This is a genomic window from Curtobacterium citri, assembly GCF_030362955.1.
GTDB lineage: Bacteria > Actinomycetota > Actinomycetes > Actinomycetales > Microbacteriaceae > Curtobacterium > Curtobacterium citri.
Map to the genome: position 1 here is coordinate 119188 of NZ_JAUCML010000004.1, position 18139 is coordinate 137326.

Consider the following 18139-nt stretch of genomic DNA (forward strand, 5'->3'; position numbering starts at 1 on the left):
CAGCGGTCGCGCGCTGACCCGCGCTCGACCGAACGGACGGGCGTCCACCGGCGCCCGGCCAGTCCACACGAAAGAACACGTCGTTCCATGACCAACAAGACCGTCGTCGTCACCGGGATCGGTGCGATCACACCCCTCGCCGCGACCGCCCCGGAGACGTGGGAGGCGCTGCTCGCCGGGAAGTCCGGCATCACCCGCATCGAGGACGAGCGCTACGCCGACCTCGAGATCCCCGTCGAGTTCGCCGGCCAGGCGCGCCGCTTCCTCACCGACCAGCTGACGCGCCCCGAGTCGAAGCGTCTCGACCCCTCGTCGCAGCTCTCGCTCGTCGCCGCGCGTGAGGCGTGGGCCGACGCGGGCATCGACCCCGAGACCGTCGTCCCCGAGCGCCTCATCGTCGACTGGGCGACCGGCATCGGCGGCGTCAACACGCTGCTCGACGCCTGGGACACCCTCCGCGAGAAGGGCCCGCGCCGCGTCCTGCCGATGACGGTCCCGATGCTCATGGCGAACGGCCCCGCCGCCGCCATCGAGATGGAGTTCGGCGCCCGTGGCGGTGCCCGCACGTACCTCTCCGCCTGCGCCTCGTCCACCGAGTCGCTGGCCGAGGCCTACCGCCACGTCGCGAACGGCGAGGCGGACATCGTCATCGCCGGTGGCGCGGAGGCCGCGCTGCACCCGCTGCCCCTCGCCGCGTTCGCGTCCATGCAGGCGCTCTCGCGTCGCAACGACTCCCCCGAGACCGCCTCGCGTCCGTACGACGTGACGCGTGACGGCTTCGTCCTCGGCGACGGCGCCGCGGCGCTCATCCTCGAGTCGAAGGAGCACGCCGAGGCGCGCGGCGCGAAGATCTACGCCGAGGTCGCCGGGTCCGGCATCACCTCGGACGCGTTCCACATCACCGCGCCGGACCCGGAGGGCAGCGCCGCCGCCCGTGCGGTCATCACGGCCCTCGAGCACGCCGGTGCCGCCCGCGAGGACGTCATCCACGTCAACGCGCACGCCACGTCGACCCCGGTCGGTGACGTCGCGGAGTACCACGCGATGCGCCGGGTCTTCGGCGACCACCTCGACGACATCGTCGTGTCCGCCACGAAGGCGTCGACCGGGCACCTGCTCGGTGGCGCCGGCGCGATCGAGGCCGTGTTCACCGTCCTCGCCCTGCACGAGCGCGTCGCCCCGCCGACGATCAACCTCACCCAGCAGGACCCGGAGATCGTCATGGACGTCGCGACCGCGCCGCGCGAACTGCCCGCGGGCGACCTGCTCGCCGTGAGCAACTCGTTCGGCTTCGGCGGCCACAACGCCGTGGTGGCGTTCCGCACGGCCTGAGCACGTCAGCGGTCCGTCCGCGACGGCCGGGAGGCCCGTCCTGCGTCCGCAGGGCGGGCCTCGGTCGTCGCGTGGCCGGCTCGGGCGCTGGAGGGGACGCCCGAGTCTCGCCGTGTGCGACACCGCTCGTGCTGCTGCGCCCGAGGAGTGTCGCGCAGACCGAGTCTCGCGGCCGGCCCGTGGTCGGCAGACGGCGCGTCAGCCGACGCGGTGGAGCCAGACGACGGGGTTGCCCTCGGCCGCGTGGCGGAACGGCTCGAGCTCGTCGTCCCACGCCTGGCCGAGCGCGAGCCGGAGCTCACGGTGCAGCTCGAGGGCGTTGCTGCCCGCGACCTCCATCGCGTAGCGGACCCGGTCCTCGGGCACGACCATGTTGCCGGACACGTCCGTCTGCGCGAAGAACACGCCGAGGTCCGGCGTGTGCATCCAGCGACCACCGTCGGATCCCTCGGTGGGTTCCTCGGTCACCTCGTACCGGAGGTGCTCCCACCCGCGCAGGGCAGAGGCGATCGCCGCACCGGTGCCGACCTGCCCCGTCCAGGTGAACTCGGTCCGACGGGAACCGTCGAGCGCTGGCTGGTCGAGCCACGAGAAGTTCACGGCACGGCTCATCGCGCGACCGGCCGCCCATTCGACGTGCGGGCAGAGCGCGCGTGGTGAGGAGTGCACGTAGAGCACTCCTGTCGTCGTTCCGTTCACGATTCCTCCGCTTCGTCAGGTGCGACTTCCCCATCGACCTGTGGTGCGGAGTCCCGGTACGGAACTTCGGTATCTGATTGTGATGTCCTCGCGGACACGCCCATTATGCAGCGTCCGGGCTGGGAGCGCCACACCCGGGCAACGAGCGGATCCGGCTCAGTGCGGGACCGGTCAGTGCAGGACGGCGCCGGACGCGTCGACGGGGTGCCGCTCCCCCGCGGTGAGTGCCACCGGCAGGCGGTTCTCCTCGGGCGGGACGGGGCAGGCGTACTGGTACGAGAAGGCGCAGGGCGGCAGGACCAGGCGCTCCCAGTCGAGCGTCACGTCGAACGGACCGGAACCGCCGGGCCGATCGGGCTGCTCAGACCGATCGGGCTGCGCGGACCGGTCGTACTGCGCAGACCGATCGGGCTGCTCGGGGTCGTCGAGGTACAGGAAGCGTCCCATCGAGTACGAGCTCCCGGCGTCGTCCTCGGGCAGCGTGCTCGTCGTGTCCTGCACGATGAGCTGCAGCCGGCGTCGGCCGTGGAACGGCGCAGACCGGACCGCCGTCATGCGCACCGTCGTCCCGTCGATGGTGGTCTCGATCGTACCCGCGACCGGCAGCGGGTCGCCGGCGGCGTCGGTGAGGTGACCGGGTGCCTCCCGGCCGGACCAGGGTTCGTACCGCCCGCGCGTGACCCAGCCGCCCGGCCGGGCCGCGAAGCGGTCGATGCGGGCGAAGCGGGCGACTGCGTCGGAGGCGGGATCCCAGACCCGGAGGGTGGTGCCGTGCACCGTCCCGGCGAGGCCGTCGCGGAACACGACCGTCGACGGCACCACCGCGGTGTCACCGGCGACGAGGACCGTCCCGTCCACCGGGTCCCCGTCGACGACGACGCCGTCGCCGATCGCGGCCGTCACGGCGAGGCCACCGACCGCCGGGGCCCACGTCCCGGCGACCGGCCACACCGGCTGCGGTCGGTCGACCGCCTGCGCGTTGACGAGCGCGAGGGGTCCGCGAGCGCTGCGGGCCCAGGCGTCCCGGGCGGCGACGTGCTCGCCGAGGGTCTCGGTCACGCCTGCTCCTGTCGGGGGTAGATGACCTTCTGCACGATGATGATCGCCGAGGCGGCTGCCGGCACCGCGACGAGGGCGCCGAGCACGCCGCCGATCGTCCCGCCCGCGACGGCCGCGATCACCACGAGGGCTCCGGGCACCTGCACGGCGCGCGACATGATGCGCGGGGAGATGACGTACGCCTCGACCTGCATGTACACGAGGTAGTAGATCGCTGCGGCCAGGGCCGTCGCCGGCGAGGCGAACAGGCAGAGCAGCGAGATCACGGCCGCTGCGGCCACCGTGCCGACGAGCGGGATGAGCGAGCCGAGGAACGCGAAGGTCGCCAGCAGCACCGGCAACGGCGCGCCGATGACGAGCAGGAAGACCAGGCTGAGGATGCCGTTGATGAGCGCCTGGCTGATCTGCCCGACGACGTAGCGGCCCACGGCCTGGGTGATCTGCTCGCTGACGTCGACGAAGTTCTGCCGGCGCGACGCCGGGACGAAGCGGTAGGTCATCGACTTCAGGCCGCGCATCGACGCCAGGAAGTACAGCATCAGGATGATGACGATGACGGCGCCGGTCAGGCCGGACAGGATGCCGCTGCCCACCGCCAGGATGCCGCCGCCGAGGCTGAGCAGGTTGCCCGGGTCCTCGACGAAGGACTGCAGCGACTCCAGGGAGTGGTTGATGTCGAACGACCCGGCGAACTGTCGCGACAGGTCCTGCACCCAGTCCTGCCGCGAGATGTCCTGCACGATCTCGGGGAAGTTCTGGATCAGGTTCGTCGCCTGCTGGATGAGGATCGGCACCACCGCGAACACCACGCCCGCGAACGCCGCCAGGACGCCGACGACGACGATCGTGATCGCCGACCACCGCGGGATGAAGCGCTCGAGGAACGAGACGAGCGGGTCGATGCCGAGCGACAGGAAGAGTGCGACGCCGATGTAGACCAGCACCGTGCTGAGCTGGTGCACGATCGAGCCCGCGACCAGGGCGATGAGCACGCCGAGGGCGCCCATGAAGCCGATCCGGAAGGCGTTGACGCGCACGCCGGTGCCCGCGGACGTCGTCTCGAACACCACGTTCGGTGTCGGGCTGTGGTCGTCCGGGGCCGGGCCTTGCGCGGCCGGGGCGTTCCGTTTCCTGGGCAGGTGCACGTAGGGCGGGCGGGACTTGAACCCGCGATCGTTCGGTTATGAGCCGAGTGCCTTGACCAGCTTGGCTACCGCCCCTCGCCGGCGACCCTCAGGCCACCGGCTCCCCACGATACAGCGCCTCGAACGTCGCGAGCGTGCGGTTGATGTCGTGCGCCTCGATCATCGTCAGGCTGCGCGCGCGCATCGCCTCGTACTCCTCGTCCGGAGCGGTCAGCACCTGCGTCAGCTTCGCGGCGAGGTCGTGCACGTCGCCCGGACGGAACAGGTACCCGTTGCCGTCGATCAGGTGCGGCAGTGCCATCGAGTCCGCGGCGACGACGGGGAGCCCGGACGCCATCGCCTCGAGCGACGAGATGCTCTGCAGCTCGGCCGTCGACGGCATCGCGAATACGGTGCCGTTCGTCAGGGCCCGACGCTTCTCCTCGTCGGAGACGAACCCGGCGAACCGCACGCGGTCCTCCAGCCCGAGCTCGCGCACCAGGGCGGTCAGCTTCGGGATCATCTCGCCGCCGCCGACGATCGTCACCGTCGCGTGCAGCTCGGCCGGCAGCAGCGGCAGCGCCCGGATCAGGACGTCGAGGTTCTTCTCCGGGGCGACCCGGCCGACGAAGACGATGTCGTTGCCCGCCGGACGCCCGTTCCGCGCGGTGTACCGGGTGGCGTCGATGCCGCACGAGATCGCGAGGACCTGCTGCCCGGCGATCGCGTCGCGGAGGTAGTCGGCCGCGAGCACCGTCGGCGCGGTGACCGCGTCGGCGAGCCGGTAGGTCTTCGCGGCGTCCCGCCAGGCGATCTTCAGGGCGACGGGCAGCGTGCGCGGCCCGAAGGGCATGTAGTCGAGCAGGTTCTCCGGCATGAAGTGGTTCGTGCCGATGATCCGGATGCCCCGGGCGTGCGCCTCCTGCACGATGCCGCGACCGACGAGGAGGTGCGACTGGATGTGGACGACGTCAGGCTGCACCGCGTCGAGGATCGGTGCGGTCCGGGGGCGGATCGTCCACGGCCACACGAAGCGGAACCAGGCGTGCCACGGCCACTTGTGCGACTTCAGCCGGTGCACGGTGAGCGTGACGCCGCGGTGCTCCTCGTCGAAGCTGCCGTGGTTCGGGGTCGGCGACGGGGCGACGACGTGCACCTCGTGCCCGCGTTCGGCGAGACCGACGGCCAGCTGCTCGGCGAAGGTCGCGGCGCCGTTCACGTCCGGCGGGAAGGTGTCCGCCGCGATGAGGACGCGGAGCGGTCGGGTTCCGCCGGTCGCACCCGTCGCGTGGGCGGTGGCGGTGGTGGCGTCCTCTGACACGGCTGGCATCGTCCTCTCGTGGGCGGTTGCTGGTCGGTCCTCGACGGTACCGCACCGTGCCGGCAGGCCGCGTCCGCCCCGCGGCGGATCCCGCCGCCGCTCAGCTCCGGGTCTGCGGGTGGTGCTTGGCGAGCAGGAAGACGCCCGTGATGGCGATCACCGCGGCGACGAGGAACCCGAGGACGGCGATCCACGGCGCGCCCGCAGCCTCGCCGAGCACGATCACGCCGATGCCGACCGCGACGATCGGGTCGATCACCGTCAGCCCGGCGATGACCAGGTCCGCGGAGCCGCTCGAGTACGCGTTCTGCACGAAGTACCCGCCGAGGGCCGCGGCACCGATCACCCCGACGACCGCGATCGCGGTCAGCCAGTCGAAGGTCCCGCTGAGGAAACGGTTGAGCACGACCTTGGCGAGCGTGGCGACGAAGCCGTAGAGCACACCGGCGCCGACGATGTAGTACAGCGCGCTGGCACGCTTCGCCGCGAAGCGGAAGGAGACCAGGACGACGACGAGGACCACCGCCAGGACCACCAGGATCGTGACGAGCTGCTGGCGGCTGATCGCGCTCTCGCGGCCGACGACCGCGGCGATGGCGACGAAGATGCCGACACCGACGATGCAGGTCCACACCGCGCGGCGAGCCTGCTGCCCGAGGGGGACGCCCGTCGACCGCGACGAGAACCACGTGGTGATGACGAGGGCCACCGCACCGAGGGGCTGCACGACGATGAGCGGCGCGTTGGTGATGCTGATGAGCTGCAGGACGACCGCGAGACCGAGCATGAGGGTGCCGAGCACCCACCAGCCGCTCGTCAGCAGCCCGACGACGTGCCGGACCGAGAGCCCCTTCGACTGGCGACCGAGCCGCGCCTCCACCCGCTGCACCCCGCGGCTCTGGTACTGCGCACCGAGGGAGAGGAAGACGGCGCCGACGAGCGCGACCGGGATCATCAGGGCCTGGAACGGGGTCAGGTTGACCGCTTCCGGGATCGGCAGGTCCGTCGTCACGCGACGAGGCTACCGGTGCTGCCCGGATAACCTGGGTGAATGCCCGTCCTCCCCATCCGCATCACCGGTGAACCCGTCCTCCACGAGCGTGCCGCCGAGGTCACCGAGTTCGACGACGACCTGCGCGCGCTGGTCGACGACATGTTCGCGACCATGGACCTCGCGCCCGGCGTGGGGCTGGCCGGGCCGCAGGTCGGCGTGGGCAAGCGGCTCTTCGTGTACTCGTGGACCGACGACGACGAGGTCCTGCACCGCGGCGTCGCGGTGAACCCGGTCCTCTGGACGAGCCCCCTCGTGCCCGAGTCGGTCGAGGAGCTCGACGAGGACGACGAGTCCGAGGGCTGCCTCTCGATCCCCGGGGAGCGCTTCCCGCTCCGCCGCGCCGAGGGCGTCCTCCTCCGCGCGGTCGACGCCGACGGCACCCCGTTCGAGGTCGAGGCGCACGGGTGGCTCGCGCGCATCTTCCAGCACGAGTACGACCACCTCGACGGTGTCCTCTACGCCGACCGCCTCGTGCACCCGTACGCCAAGCAGGCGGTCAAGGCGGTCCGGAAGAGCAGCTGGGGCACGCCCGGCAAGTCCTGGCTCCCCGGGCGCGACCACCCCGAGGGCTGACGGCGCGCAGCCGCCGGACGGGAGGCGCGGCTCAGCCCCGGTAGGTCGCCAGCGCCCGGCGCAGGTGGTCGTGTTCCGGGTGTCCGGGGCAGTACTCGAGGAGCCCGGCCGCCAGGTGTGCCTGCTCGTCCGTGGTGACCGCCGTGTCCCACGGCGCGACACCGCGCTCCGCGCAGGTCGCCGCGAGCTCCCGCAGGTCGACGTGGTCGTCGGTGGCCCGGACGGCAGCCTGCTGCTGCGCCGACATCGAGGACCCCGTGATGGGCTTGGCGGTGCAGTCGGCCCGCTCCGCCTCCCACGCCGCGGCGTACGTCGTGAAGGTCTCCGTCACCTCACCGGCATCGGTCGAGCAGACGAACGCGAAGACGATCGGTGCGCTGCCGGAGGCCGAGACCTCGGCCTGGGTCGTGCCGTCGAGCGACTCCTCGGGCTCGGTCTGCCCCGTCGTGCACGCGCTCAGGCCCAGGGCGCCGAGGACGACGAGTCCCGCTGCGAGGGCTCGACGGGCGGTGATCACCTGTGAACGCTAACAGCTTCCGGCCGCGTCCCACCTGCGAAGGCCGGAAGCCGAGCCTCGGCTCCGCGGACGCCGCCGCAACGACCGAGGCCCCCACCGTGATCGGTGGGGGCCTCGTCTCCTGCTCCCCGAGTTGGACTCGAACCAACAACCTGCCGGTTAACAGCCGGCTGCTCTGCCAATTGAGCTATCGAGGATCACTGTCCGCTGGCGAATGTCGTGCGAACAACGGGTAACAGCATAGCAGCACCCCGAGCCCGGTCCGTGCATCCACCACGCATCCCGGGCGCGCCGTGTCCTCCGCGGCCCGCACGGGGTCCGTCAGTAGCCGGCGGCCGGGTCCACCACCCCGACGAAGCCGTCGCCCGTCCCGGACAGGAACGCCCCGGTGTTCGTCCGCACCCGCTCGGCGAGGAGCGGCGCCACCATGTCCGGCGTGTCCGCCTGGTGCGGCGTGATGATCGCCCCGGGCTCGCTCCAGAGCGGGTGCCCGTCCGGCAGCGGCTCGGGGTCGGTCACGTCGAGTCCCGCTGCGGCGATCTGCCCCTCGCGGAGCGCGGTCACGAGCGCGTCGGTGTCGACCAGGCCGCCGCGCGCGATGTTCACGAGCCGTGCGGAGGACTTCATGATGCGGAACTGCTCCGCCCCGAACAGCTTCGACGTCCCCGCGGTCATCGCCGCGGCGACCACGACGACGTCGGCGTCCGGCAGAACGTCGTCGAGCGCATCGGTCGTCACCGTGCGGTCGGCGCCCGGCACCGGGTCCGACGACCGACGCACCACCGTGACGGACACCTCGAACGGCGCCACCAGTCGGATGTACTCGAGCGCGATGCCGCCCGCGCCGACCACGACGACGTTCCGCCCGTAGAGCGAGACCCCCTCGGGCTCGGTGGCCCACGACGTCGCCCGGGCCCGCTGCTGCAGCACCCGGAGGGTCCCGAGCGTCAGCGCGAGCGCGTGCTCGGCGACGGGTTCCGCGTAGGCGCCCTTCGCCGAGGTGAACAGCACCCGGTCACCGTGCTCCGCGATGAGGTGCGCGAAGGCGTCGACGCCGGCGAAGGGCAGCTGTACCCAGCCGACCCCGGGAGCGCGGGACAGTGCTGCCGCGAGCCCGTCGGGGTCGCGCGCGTCGAGCCACACGATGCCGCGTGTGTCGTCTCCGAGCTCCCCCACCGTGCCGCCCGCCGACCGGACCGCCTCGACGTGCAGGTCGGCCGACCGCGGCAGGATCGCCACCGGCCCGGCCGTCGGCGGGTCGACCGGCAGCGGTGCCCCGGCGTCGGTGACGACCGCACGGTGGCCGCGGGTGCCGGACGGGGCGGTGGGGCTCATGCGTTCTCCTGACGGTCGGAGCGGGGACCGGTGCCCGCGGCGACCGGTCGACGCGGAGCGGACGAGCGGCGCGGTGCAGCCGGCGCGGCGGGCCGACGCTTCACCGGTCGCGCGGCGGTCGCGGCGAGGGTCTTGACGTAGGGGTCGACGGGGTTGTCGAGGACCTCGTCGAAGGTGCCGAGACCGACCAGGCGACTCTCGGCCATGATGCCGACGCGGTCGGCGAGGGCACGGGCCTCGCGGAGGTCGCTCGACACCACCACCGCCGAGAACTGTCGCCCGACCTGCAGGTTCGCGAGCGCCTCGAGCACGGACTGGCGGACGAGGACGTCGACGCCGCGCGCCGGTTCGTCGGCGACGAGGAGCTGGGGCTCGAGGACGAGCGCACGGGCCAGGGCGACCCGCTGCCGCTGTCCGCTCGAGAGCTCCCACGTATTGAGGCGCATGACGCCGAGCGGCAGGTGCACGGCGTCGACCAGGCGCGCCACCATGAGGCCGGCCTGCTTGCGGTCGAAGCGGCGGTCCCGCACGTAGATGGGCTCCGCGATGGCCTCGCCGACGGTCAGGTCGGGGCTGAGCCGGTCGGCGGCGTCCTGCGGCAGGTACCCGATGCGGCCGGTCAGGCGCTGCGCCTTGCGTGACGCCGGCCGGAGCCCGCGGACCTTCTGCCCGAGCACGGTGAGCTCACCGCCGACGACCTGGCGACGGTGCGCACCCTCGCCCTCGCCGGTGGCTCCGAGCTGCCCCGCGACGGCGGCCGCGAACGTGGACTTCCCGGACCCGGACTCGCCGAGGAGCGCCAGGATCTCGCCCTGCCGGACGGTGAGGCTGACGCCGTCCACCGCCCGGATCGGTGCCGAGCCGCGCACGCCCCGGTACTCGATCGACACGTCGTCTGCGACGACCGCCGGGCCGTTCACCGCGATCATGGGTCCCCTTCCGCGCCGCCCCTGGCGACGGTGTGCGACGGACCGGGATCAGCGGACACGTCCTGTGTGGTGCGGTGGAGGCGACGGACGGGAGGCGCGACGCGCGTCGACGACGCGGGTCGCGCCTCCCGTCCGGTCACGTCGGGTCAGGACCCGGCGTTCTCCAGTTCGACCAGCGTACGCCGTCGCTCCGCCTGTTCCGCCGGGTCCGGCACGGGCAGCGACGCCAGGAGCCGCTGCGTGTAGGGGTGCTGCGGGGCGCCGAGGACCTCGGCCGTCGTGCCGGTCTCGACCAGGTCGCCGCGGTAGAGCACCGCGATCCGGTCGGACAGGGCGCCGACGACGGCGAGGTCGTGGCTGATGAACAGCGACGCGAACCCGAGGTCCTGCTGGAGTTCCAGGAAGAGCTCGAGCACCCGCGCCTGCACCGACACGTCGAGCGCGCTCGTCGGCTCGTCCGCCACGAGCAGCTTCGGCCGGAGTGCGATCGACCGCGCGAGCGAGGCGCGCTGCCGCTGCCCGCCGGACAGCTCGTGCGGGTACCGGTCGCCGTAGGACGCCGGCAGCTGCACCATCTCGAGCAGTTCCCCGACCCGCTTGCGGGCGGCACGCGGGTTCCGCACCTCGCCGTGCACGACGAGCGGTTCGGCGACGCACTCGGCGATGGTGAGGAGCGGGTTGAACGAGGTCGCCGGGTCCTGGAACACGAAGCCGATGTCCTTACGGTGCCGCTTGAAGTCCCGCTCGCGGTACCCGAGCATCTCGGTTCCGAGGACGTCGAGCGACCCGCCGGTGATCCGGGTCAGGCCCGCGATGGCCCGGCCGATCGTGGTCTTGCCGGAACCGGACTCCCCCACCAGGCCGAGCACCTCGCCGGGACGGATGTCGAGGTCGACGCCCTTCACGGCCCGGAAGGCCGGCGCGCCCAGGCGGCCCGGGTACTCGATCTCGAGGCCCTTCGCGCTGACGAGCGGCGCGACCTCGGACGCGATCGCGGCGCGGCGGGCGGTGCCCGTCGACGCCTCGAGCCGGGGCACGGCGGCGAGCAGGCGCTTCGTGTAGTCCGCCTGCGGCGACGCGAACAGCTGCGCGACGGGCGCCTCCTCGACGACCTCGCCCTGGTACATGACCGCGACACGGTCGGCGAGGTCGGCGACGACGCCCATGTTGTGCGTGATGATCACGATCGCCGCGCCGAACTCGTCGCGGCAGCGCCGGAGCAGGTCGAGGATCTCGGCCTGCACGGTGACGTCGAGTGCCGTGGTCGGCTCGTCGGCGATGATGACGCTCGGCTCGAGGGCGAGCGCACTCGCGATGACGACGCGCTGCTTCTGCCCGCCCGAGAACTGGTGCGGGTAGTGGTCGACCCGCTTCTCCGGGTCCGGGATGCCGACGCGGCGCAGGTAGTCGATCGCCTTCGCGCGCGCCTCCTTCTTGCCGACGCCGCCGTGGGCGCGGAGCCCCTCGGCGATCTGCCACCCGACCGTGAAGACCGGGTTGAGGGCGGTCGACGGCTCCTGGAAGACCATCGCGCCGGCGGTCCCGCGGAGCTCGCGGAGCTTCGCGGCGCCGACCGACACGACGTCGGTGCCGTCGAGGTACACCGCACCGCCGAGCGTCGCGGTCTCGGGCATGAGCCGCAGCATGCTGCGGGCCGTGACCGACTTGCCGGACCCCGATTCGCCGACGAGGGCGAGGACCTCGCCCGGGCGGACGTCGAGGCTGACGCCCTTCACCGCGTCGACGGCACCGTTGTCGGTCGCGAAGGTGACGGTCAGGTCGTCGACGACGGCGACGGGACCGCCCTGCTGGTCGTGGGTCGCGTCGGTCATGCCGCCGCTCCTTCCGTGCCGGTGCTCCGCTGCTTCGTCGACACCAGCTGCTTCAGGCGACGACGAGCGCGGAGGCGCGGGTCCGAGATGTCGTTGAGGCTCTCGCCGATGAAGGTCACGCCGAGCACGAGCACGACGATCGCGACGCCCGGGAAGACACCCGTCCACCAGACGCCCGACGCCACGTCGGACAGGGCGCGGCTGAGGTCGTAGCCCCACTCCGCGCCGGCGGTCGGTCCGATGCCGAAGCCCAGGAAGCCGAGGCCCGCCAGGGTCAGGATCGCGTCGCTCGCGTTGAGCGTGAGGATGAGCGGCAGCGACCGCGTGGAGTTCCGGAGCACGTGCCGGGTCATGATGCGCCACGGGTTCGTGCCGATCACCCGCGCCGACTCGACGAACGCCTCGTTCTTCAGGCGCACCGCCTCGGCCCGGACGACCCGGAAGTACTGCGGCACGTAGACGACGGTGATCGAGATCGCCGCTGCGACGATGCCGCCGGTGTAGCTCGAGTTGCCGCCGGAGATGACGATCGAGACGACGATCGCGAGCAGCAGCGACGGGAACGCGTAGATCGCGTCCGCCACGACCACGAGGACGCGGTCGAGCCAGCCGCCGATGTAGCCGGACACCATGCCGAGGACCACGCCGACGCTGATCGAGACGACCACCGCGACGATCACGACGAGGACCGCGGTCCGCGCGCCGAACACGACACGGCTGAACACGTCGAACCCGCCGACCGTGGTGCCCCAGAGGTGCTCGGCGCTCGGGGCGCCGGTGCGGGGGAAGCTCTGGCCGTCGGCGCCCTGCAGCTGGCCGAAGCCGTACGGGGCGATGAGCGGCGCGGCGATCGCGATGACGAGGTACAGGGCGCAGATCACCACACCGGTGACGAGCATGCCGCGCTGCCAGCCGGTGCTCCTGCGGAGCTGGACCACCACGGGGAGACGCTTCCAGAGCGGCTCGTGGCGGTCGACGAGCGAGGTGTCGGCCATCGCTAGAACCTCACTCTCGGGTCGATGAGCGCCGCGACGACGTCGACGACGAAGTTCGTCACCGCGACGATCACCGCGAGCATCGCGACGATGCCCTGCACGGCGACGAAGTCGCGGGCCGACAGGTACTGGTTCAGCTCGAAGCCGAGCCCCCGCCAGCCGAAGGTCGTCTCGGTGAGGACCGAGCCGCCGAGCAGCATGGCGATCTGCAGCCCCATCACGGTGATGATCGGGACCAGCGCCGGACGGAAGGCGTGCGTGCGGACGAGCCGCGCCTCCCGGACGCCGCGCGAACGAGCCGCGTCGACGTACTCGGACCCGAGCGAGCCGATCATGTTGGCGCGCACGAGCCGGAGGAAGATCCCGGCGGTGAGCAGACCGAGGGTCAGTGCCGGCAGGACGGCGTGCGACAGCACGTCGCCGATCACCTGCGCGTTGCCGGTTCGGAGCGCGTCGATGATGTAGATGCCGGTCGCGCCCGGGATGTTGTCGAGGATCAGCGACACCCGCGTCGAGGCGCGGTCGCCCAGCGGCAGCCAGCCGAGCCACACCGAGAAGACGAGCTTGAGCAGCAGGCCACCGAAGAACACCGGGGTCGCGTAGGTGAGGATCGCGAGGGCGCGGAAGAGCACGTCCGGCCACTTGTCGCGGACGTACGCCGCGAGCATCCCGAGCGGGATGCCGAGCACGAGGGCCACGATGAGTGCCCAGAACACGAGCTCGGCGGTCGCCCCGCCGTACGTGACGATGATCTCGGTGATCGGCCGGTTGTCGGTGGACGTCGTGCCGAAGTCACCGCGGACGATGTTGCCGAGGTACTCGAGGTACTGCACGAACACCGGGCGGTCGTACCCGGCGGCGTGCAGGCGTTCCTGCAGCTGCGACGGGGTGAGCCGACCACCGACCGAGGCCGTGATCGGGTTGCCGATGACGCGCATCAGGAAGAAGACGAGTGTCACCAGGATGAACACCGTCGGGAAGATGAGGAGGAAGCGGACCAGGATGTACCGGCCGAGTCCGCCGCCCTGCCCACGGGCACGTCGCTGTGCCTGGGGCTTGGTGGGGTCGGTGGCCAGCTCCGGTGTCGCCTCGGGGGTGCTGAGGGTCACGGGGACGGATGCCTTTCGGTGCCGTTCGGGACGCGGCCACGGGGGCGTTCCTCGTGGGAACGCCCCCGTGGGCCGACGCCGGTGTTACTTGGAGAGGGTTGCGTAGCGGAACTTGTAGGACGAGTCGAGCGTCAGGCCCTTGACGTCCTTCGCGGCCACCGCGACGGACTTGCCCTGCAGGAGCGGCAGCGTCGAGATCTGCGTGGCCTCACGCTGCTGTGCCTGCTCGATGAGGTCGGCGCGCTTCGACGCGTCCGACTCCTGCTGCTCCTCGGAGATGAGCTTCTGGATCTCCGCGTCGTCGTAGTGGTTCTGGACGAAGTTGTCCTTCGAGAAGAACGGCGACAGGTAGTTGTCGGCGTCGGAGAAGTCCGGGAACCACCCGAGCTGGTACACCGGGTAGGCGTCCTTCACGCGCTCCTGGGAGTACGTCGTCCAGACGGTGGACTGCAGGTTGACGGTGAAGAGGCCGGAGTTCTCGAGCTGCGTCTTGATCGCCGCGTACTCGTCGTCCGAGGTCGAACCGTAGTGGTCCGGCGAGTACTGCAGGTCGATCTGGACCTTGCCGGTGACGCCCGCCTTCGACAGGGTCTCCTTCGCCTTGTCGACGTCCGCGCCGCCGTTGCCGTCGCCGTAGAGCTCCTCGAACGGCTTGGCCGCACCCGTCAGGCCGTCCGGCACCATCGAGTAGAGGGGCGAGTAGGTGTCGTTGTAGACCTCCTTGGCGATCGACGCACGGTCGACCACGTCGGCGACGGCCTGGCGCACCGCGAGGGCCTTGGCCTCGTCGGCGTCGGACTGCTTCGCGCCGAACGGCTGCGTGTCGAGGTTGAAGACCATGTAGCGGATCTCGCCGCCGGGGCCGTCGGTGACCGTCAGCTTGTCGTCCTTGCGGAGGTCGGCGATGTCGGTCGGCGTCAGGGAGCGGTACGCCACGTCGACGTCGCCCTTCTGCACGGCGAGCTTGAGGTCGGTCTCCTTGGTGTAGTAGCTGGCGGTGACCTGGTCGGACTTCGCCTTGCCGAGGAGCCCGTCGTAGTTCGGGTTCGCCTTGTACTGGATGGTGTCGTTCTCCTTGTACGAGGTGATCTCGTACTGCCCGGCGAACGCCTTGCCCTTGACGATGTCCGCCGCCGGCGTCAGCTCGTCAGCGGAGAAGACCTGCTCGTCCACGATCGGACCGGCGGGGCTGGAGAGCACCTGCGGCCAGGTCTGGTCGGCATGGTCGAGGTTGAACACAACGGTCGTGTCGTCCGGGGTGTCGATGCTCTTGAGGTTGGCGAGCAGGGACTGCGGGCCGTTCTCGTTGTTGATCTTGAGCTCGCGGTCGAACGAGAACTTGACGTCGCTCGACGTGAGCTCGTTGCCGTTGGCGAACTTCAGCCCGCTCTTGAGCTTCACCGTGTAGGTCGTGGGGTTCGTGAACTCGGCGCTCTGGGCGATGTCCGGCTCGACGTCGGGGCTGCCGACGGGGGTGTTCATCAGGAACGGGAACACCTGGTTCTGCACGGCGAAGGAGCCGTTGTCGTACGAGCCGGCCGGGTCGAGGGACGTGATCTTGTCCGTCGTGCCGATGCTCATGCCGTTCAGTTCGGTGTCGGAGACGCTGCTGCTCGCGCAGCCGGTCAGCACCAGCGCCGTCGCTGCTGCACCGGCGCCGAGCGCGATGCCGCGCTTGCCCCACTTGGTCACGGATGCCATGTCCGCTCTCTCTCTCGGTGATGGTTCGCAAGGGGTCCTCGGCGGGCGGTGGTTCGACTGTGAGGCCCGACGAGAACGCTCATTGCTACCACCCTGACACGGAATGCCACGATTCGAGGGACATTTGTTTACACCCTTGTAATGCGCGGAGCCGCTCCTTGACGCATGATGCGCGCGCCGTACTCCGGCGTGTCGCGCAGCATTGTTGCGTGCTGCAACGGCGGGGTTCGGTGGGGGTCGGCTCGGCGAGCGAGCCAGATCCGTCACGCTCGACGCCGTAAACCGACGACTCCTGCCCGACCGGCGCCTCGCACGCGGCATGTCCTGCCCGCTCGGTGGCGCAGTCCGCCCCGCGCGACCGGCCCGCCGAGCACCACGGCCGGGAGGCGCGCCCCACCTCCGCCCCGCACCCCCGGCCCGCCCAACCCGCCCAGCCCGCCGGACCGGCACACCCGACCGGCACACTCAGCGGGCACCATCCGTCACCCTCGGTGTCGTCGGCCGACGACTTCCGCCCGCCCAGCGTCACGCACGCGGCGAGTCCTGCCCGCTCGGCGAGCGGGACGCCGGCTCCGCCGTCGCCGTCCGCTCCGTACGCGACCCGGCGAGGACGGGTCAGCCCTGCGCTGCCGCCTCCGCGTCGGCGCGGAGCCGCATGCGCTGCGCGTCGATGTCGACGAGCTGGCGCTGGATCTCGGCGCGTCGGTCGGCCTGCTCGTGCGGGTCCGCACGCTGCAACTGCCCGAGCAGCGAGGCCTTGCGGGCGAGCAGGTCCCGCTCCACGAGTGCGACGACGATGCTCCGGGCGTAGAGCGCGAGGTCCTCGTCGGTCCGGGCGGGGATCGGTGCGAGCGCGAGCTCCTGCACGAGCCCGCGGAACGGCGACGGCACGTCCTGCAGCAGCCGGTCGAGCCAGTCCCCCGCGCCGATCGACTGGACGTTCGCCACGACGGCGTCGCGCACGACGGCGAGCATCGGTGCCGAGAAGGTCGCGCCGGCGGCGAGCCAGATGAGCGGCTCGCTGACGTAGGTCGGCTGCTGCACCATCGCCATCACGGCGTCGCGTTCCATGCGGGTGATCGGGTCGTTCGGCAGCAGGCGCAGCCCGGCCACGGGCTCCTCGGGCGGGGCGACCAGCTCGCCGCCGGGACCGGCCTGACCGACCGGCACCGGGCCTCCCGTCCGGTCCTGGCGCGCAGCGCCCGCTCGCTGCCGTGCCGCGTCGACGGCACGACGGACGTCGGGCATGTCCATGCCGAGCCACCCGGCGAGCTCCCGCACGTACCCCTGTGTGAGGGAGCGGTCGCGGATGCCGGCGAGCACCGGTGCGGCGGCGCGCAGGGCGTTCACCCGGCCCTCCACGGTCTCGAGGTCGTGCCCGTCGAGGTTCCGGCGGATCATGAACTCGAACATCGGGCGCTTGGCGGTCACGAGGCGGCGGATGGCGTCGTCGCCCCGGGCCAGCCGGAGGTCGCACGGGTCGAGTCCGCCGGGCGCGACCGCGACGTACGTCTGCGCCGCGAAGCGCTGCTCCTCCGCGAAGGCCCGCGAGGCCGCACGCTGCCCGGCCTCGTCCGGGTCGAAGGTGAACACGACCTCGCCGTTGGCGTTCGGGTCCGCCCCGCTGACGTCGCCGAGCATCGGTCGCAGCACCTTGATGTGGTCGACCCCGAACGAGGTGCCGCACGTCGCGACCGCGGTGGTCACGCCGGCGAGGTGGCACGCCATCACGTCGGTGTAGCCCTCGACGATGACGACCTGCTTCTGCTTCGAGATGTCCCGCCGTGCCAGGTCGAGCCCGTACAGCACCTGGCTCTTGTGGTAGATCGGCGTCTCAGGGGTGTTGAGGTACTTCGGCCCCTTGTCGTCCTCGAGCAGCCGACGCGCGCCGAACCCGATCGTCGCGCCGGTGACGTCGCGGATCGGCCACGTCAGTCGTCCCCGGAAGCGGTCGTACGGCGAGCGGTCGCCCTGACCGGCCAGCCCCGCGGCCAGGATCTCGTCCACCGAGAAGCCCCGGCTGCGCAGGTGCTCCCGCGTCGCGTCGTACGACTGCGGCGCGAAGCCGACGCCGAAGTGCTGCGCGGCCGCCGGGTCGAACCCGCGCTCCCCGAGGAACCGACGGGCGGGCTCGGCAGCGGCGGTGGTGAGCTGCGACTGGTAGAACTCCAGCGCCGCCTCGTTCGCCGCGATCAGCCGGGCGCGCTGGTTGTAGTCGGTGCGGGGGCCGTCGCCCTCCTCGTAGTGGAGGGTGAACCCGATCTTCGCCGCCATCCGCTCGACGGCTTCCTGGAAGGTCGTGTGGTCCATCTTGATGATGAACTCGAAGACGTCGCCGTCCTCGCCGCAGCCGAAGCAGTGGTAGCGCCCGACCTGGGGCCGGACGTGGAAGGACGGGGAGCGCTCGTCGTGGAACGGGCAGAGTCCCTTGAGGGAGCCGACGCCCGCCGACTTCAGCGTGACGTGGTCGCCGACGACGTCGGCGATGTTGACACGCGAGCGGACCTCGTCGATGTCGTTCCGCGCGATCCTGCCAGCCACCCCATGATCCTAGTTCGT

General features: G+C 71.5%; 15 protein-coding genes and 2 tRNA genes. 2 read left to right on the top strand and 15 right to left on the bottom strand.

The genetic code is table 11. The features are described from left to right. Positions 1 to 87: 87 nt before the first annotated feature. Complete coding sequence (locus QUG92_RS07720) at positions 88 to 1332, top strand: beta-ketoacyl-[acyl-carrier-protein] synthase family protein (protein WP_069711090.1); 1245 nt, start codon at positions 88 to 90, stop codon at positions 1330 to 1332. A gap of 198 nt (positions 1333 to 1530) precedes the next feature. On the opposite strand, the gene QUG92_RS07725 is transcribed toward QUG92_RS07720, so the two are convergent. The 6 genes from QUG92_RS07725 to QUG92_RS07750 form a co-directional block, all read right to left on the bottom strand. After that, entirely contained in the window at positions 1531 to 2010 is a 480-nt protein-coding gene (locus QUG92_RS07725; protein ID WP_182047710.1) for a DUF3145 domain-containing protein, read from the bottom strand. A gap of 192 nt (positions 2011 to 2202) precedes the next feature. Beyond that, positions 2203 to 3090 carry a DUF1684 domain-containing protein gene (locus QUG92_RS07730; protein WP_289458580.1) on the bottom strand — a complete coding sequence of 296 codons (888 nt, stop codon included), beginning with the start codon at positions 3088 to 3090 and terminating at the stop codon, positions 2203 to 2205. Further along, a complete protein-coding gene (locus tag QUG92_RS07735; RefSeq protein WP_223246497.1) occupies positions 3087 to 4157 on the bottom strand; it encodes an AI-2E family transporter in 1071 nt (356 codons plus the stop codon). Before QUG92_RS07735 ends, QUG92_RS07730 begins: the two co-directional genes overlap by 4 nt. Before the next feature lie 79 nt (positions 4158 to 4236). Continuing rightward, a tRNA-Ile gene (locus QUG92_RS07740) sits at positions 4237 to 4310 on the bottom strand. A gap of 13 nt (positions 4311 to 4323) precedes the next feature. After that, complete coding sequence (locus QUG92_RS07745; protein WP_182047704.1) at positions 4324 to 5544, bottom strand: glycosyltransferase; 1221 nt, start codon at positions 5542 to 5544, stop codon at positions 4324 to 4326. Between the two features lie 91 nt (positions 5545 to 5635). Beyond that, a complete protein-coding gene (locus tag QUG92_RS07750; protein ID WP_182047703.1) occupies positions 5636 to 6547 on the bottom strand; it encodes a DMT family protein in 912 nt (303 codons plus the stop codon). Positions 6548 to 6586: 39 nt separating this feature from the next. Between QUG92_RS07750 and def the strand changes: the two genes are divergently transcribed. Further along, positions 6587 to 7162 (top strand): peptide deformylase, encoded by a 576-nt coding sequence (def, locus tag QUG92_RS07755; protein WP_289458584.1) that lies wholly within the window; start codon positions 6587 to 6589, stop codon positions 7160 to 7162. Positions 7163 to 7193: 31 nt separating this feature from the next. Here the strand turns inward: def and QUG92_RS07760 are convergent, their stop codons facing one another. From QUG92_RS07760 to dnaG, 9 genes are all read right to left on the bottom strand, one after another. Then, entirely contained in the window at positions 7194 to 7679 is a 486-nt protein-coding gene (locus tag QUG92_RS07760) for a hypothetical protein (protein ID WP_182047699.1), read from the bottom strand. 124 nt (positions 7680 to 7803) lie between these two features. After that, positions 7804 to 7876: transfer RNA gene (locus tag QUG92_RS07765), tRNA-Asn, on the bottom strand. Positions 7877 to 8000: 124 nt separating this feature from the next. Continuing rightward, positions 8001 to 9014 (bottom strand): D-isomer specific 2-hydroxyacid dehydrogenase family protein, encoded by a 1014-nt coding sequence (locus tag QUG92_RS07770; RefSeq protein ID WP_289458586.1) that lies wholly within the window; start codon positions 9012 to 9014, stop codon positions 8001 to 8003. Further along, positions 9011 to 9943: an ATP-binding cassette domain-containing protein gene (locus QUG92_RS07775; protein ID WP_069711098.1), complete on the bottom strand. Its 933-nt coding sequence runs from the start codon at positions 9941 to 9943 to the stop codon at positions 9011 to 9013. Before QUG92_RS07775 ends, QUG92_RS07770 begins: the two co-directional genes overlap by 4 nt. Before the next feature lie 146 nt (positions 9944 to 10089). Continuing rightward, positions 10090 to 11775 carry an ABC transporter ATP-binding protein gene (locus QUG92_RS07780; RefSeq protein WP_182047695.1) on the bottom strand — a complete coding sequence of 562 codons (1686 nt, stop codon included), beginning with the start codon at positions 11773 to 11775 and terminating at the stop codon, positions 10090 to 10092. Further along, complete coding sequence (locus tag QUG92_RS07785) at positions 11772 to 12770, bottom strand: ABC transporter permease (RefSeq protein WP_289458591.1); 999 nt, start codon at positions 12768 to 12770, stop codon at positions 11772 to 11774. Before QUG92_RS07785 ends, QUG92_RS07780 begins: the two co-directional genes overlap by 4 nt. A 2-nt stretch (positions 12771 to 12772) precedes the next feature. Further along, entirely contained in the window at positions 12773 to 13879 is a 1107-nt protein-coding gene (locus QUG92_RS07790; RefSeq protein WP_182047691.1) for an ABC transporter permease, read from the bottom strand. Between the two features lie 84 nt (positions 13880 to 13963). Then, positions 13964 to 15580 carry an ABC transporter substrate-binding protein gene (locus QUG92_RS07795; protein WP_289458593.1) on the bottom strand — a complete coding sequence of 539 codons (1617 nt, stop codon included), beginning with the start codon at positions 15578 to 15580 and terminating at the stop codon, positions 13964 to 13966. A 615-nt stretch (positions 15581 to 16195) separates the two neighbouring features. After that, positions 16196 to 18121 carry a DNA primase gene (gene dnaG / locus QUG92_RS07800; protein ID WP_289458595.1) on the bottom strand — a complete coding sequence of 642 codons (1926 nt, stop codon included), beginning with the start codon at positions 18119 to 18121 and terminating at the stop codon, positions 16196 to 16198. Between the last annotated feature and the right edge of the window lie 18 nt (positions 18122 to 18139).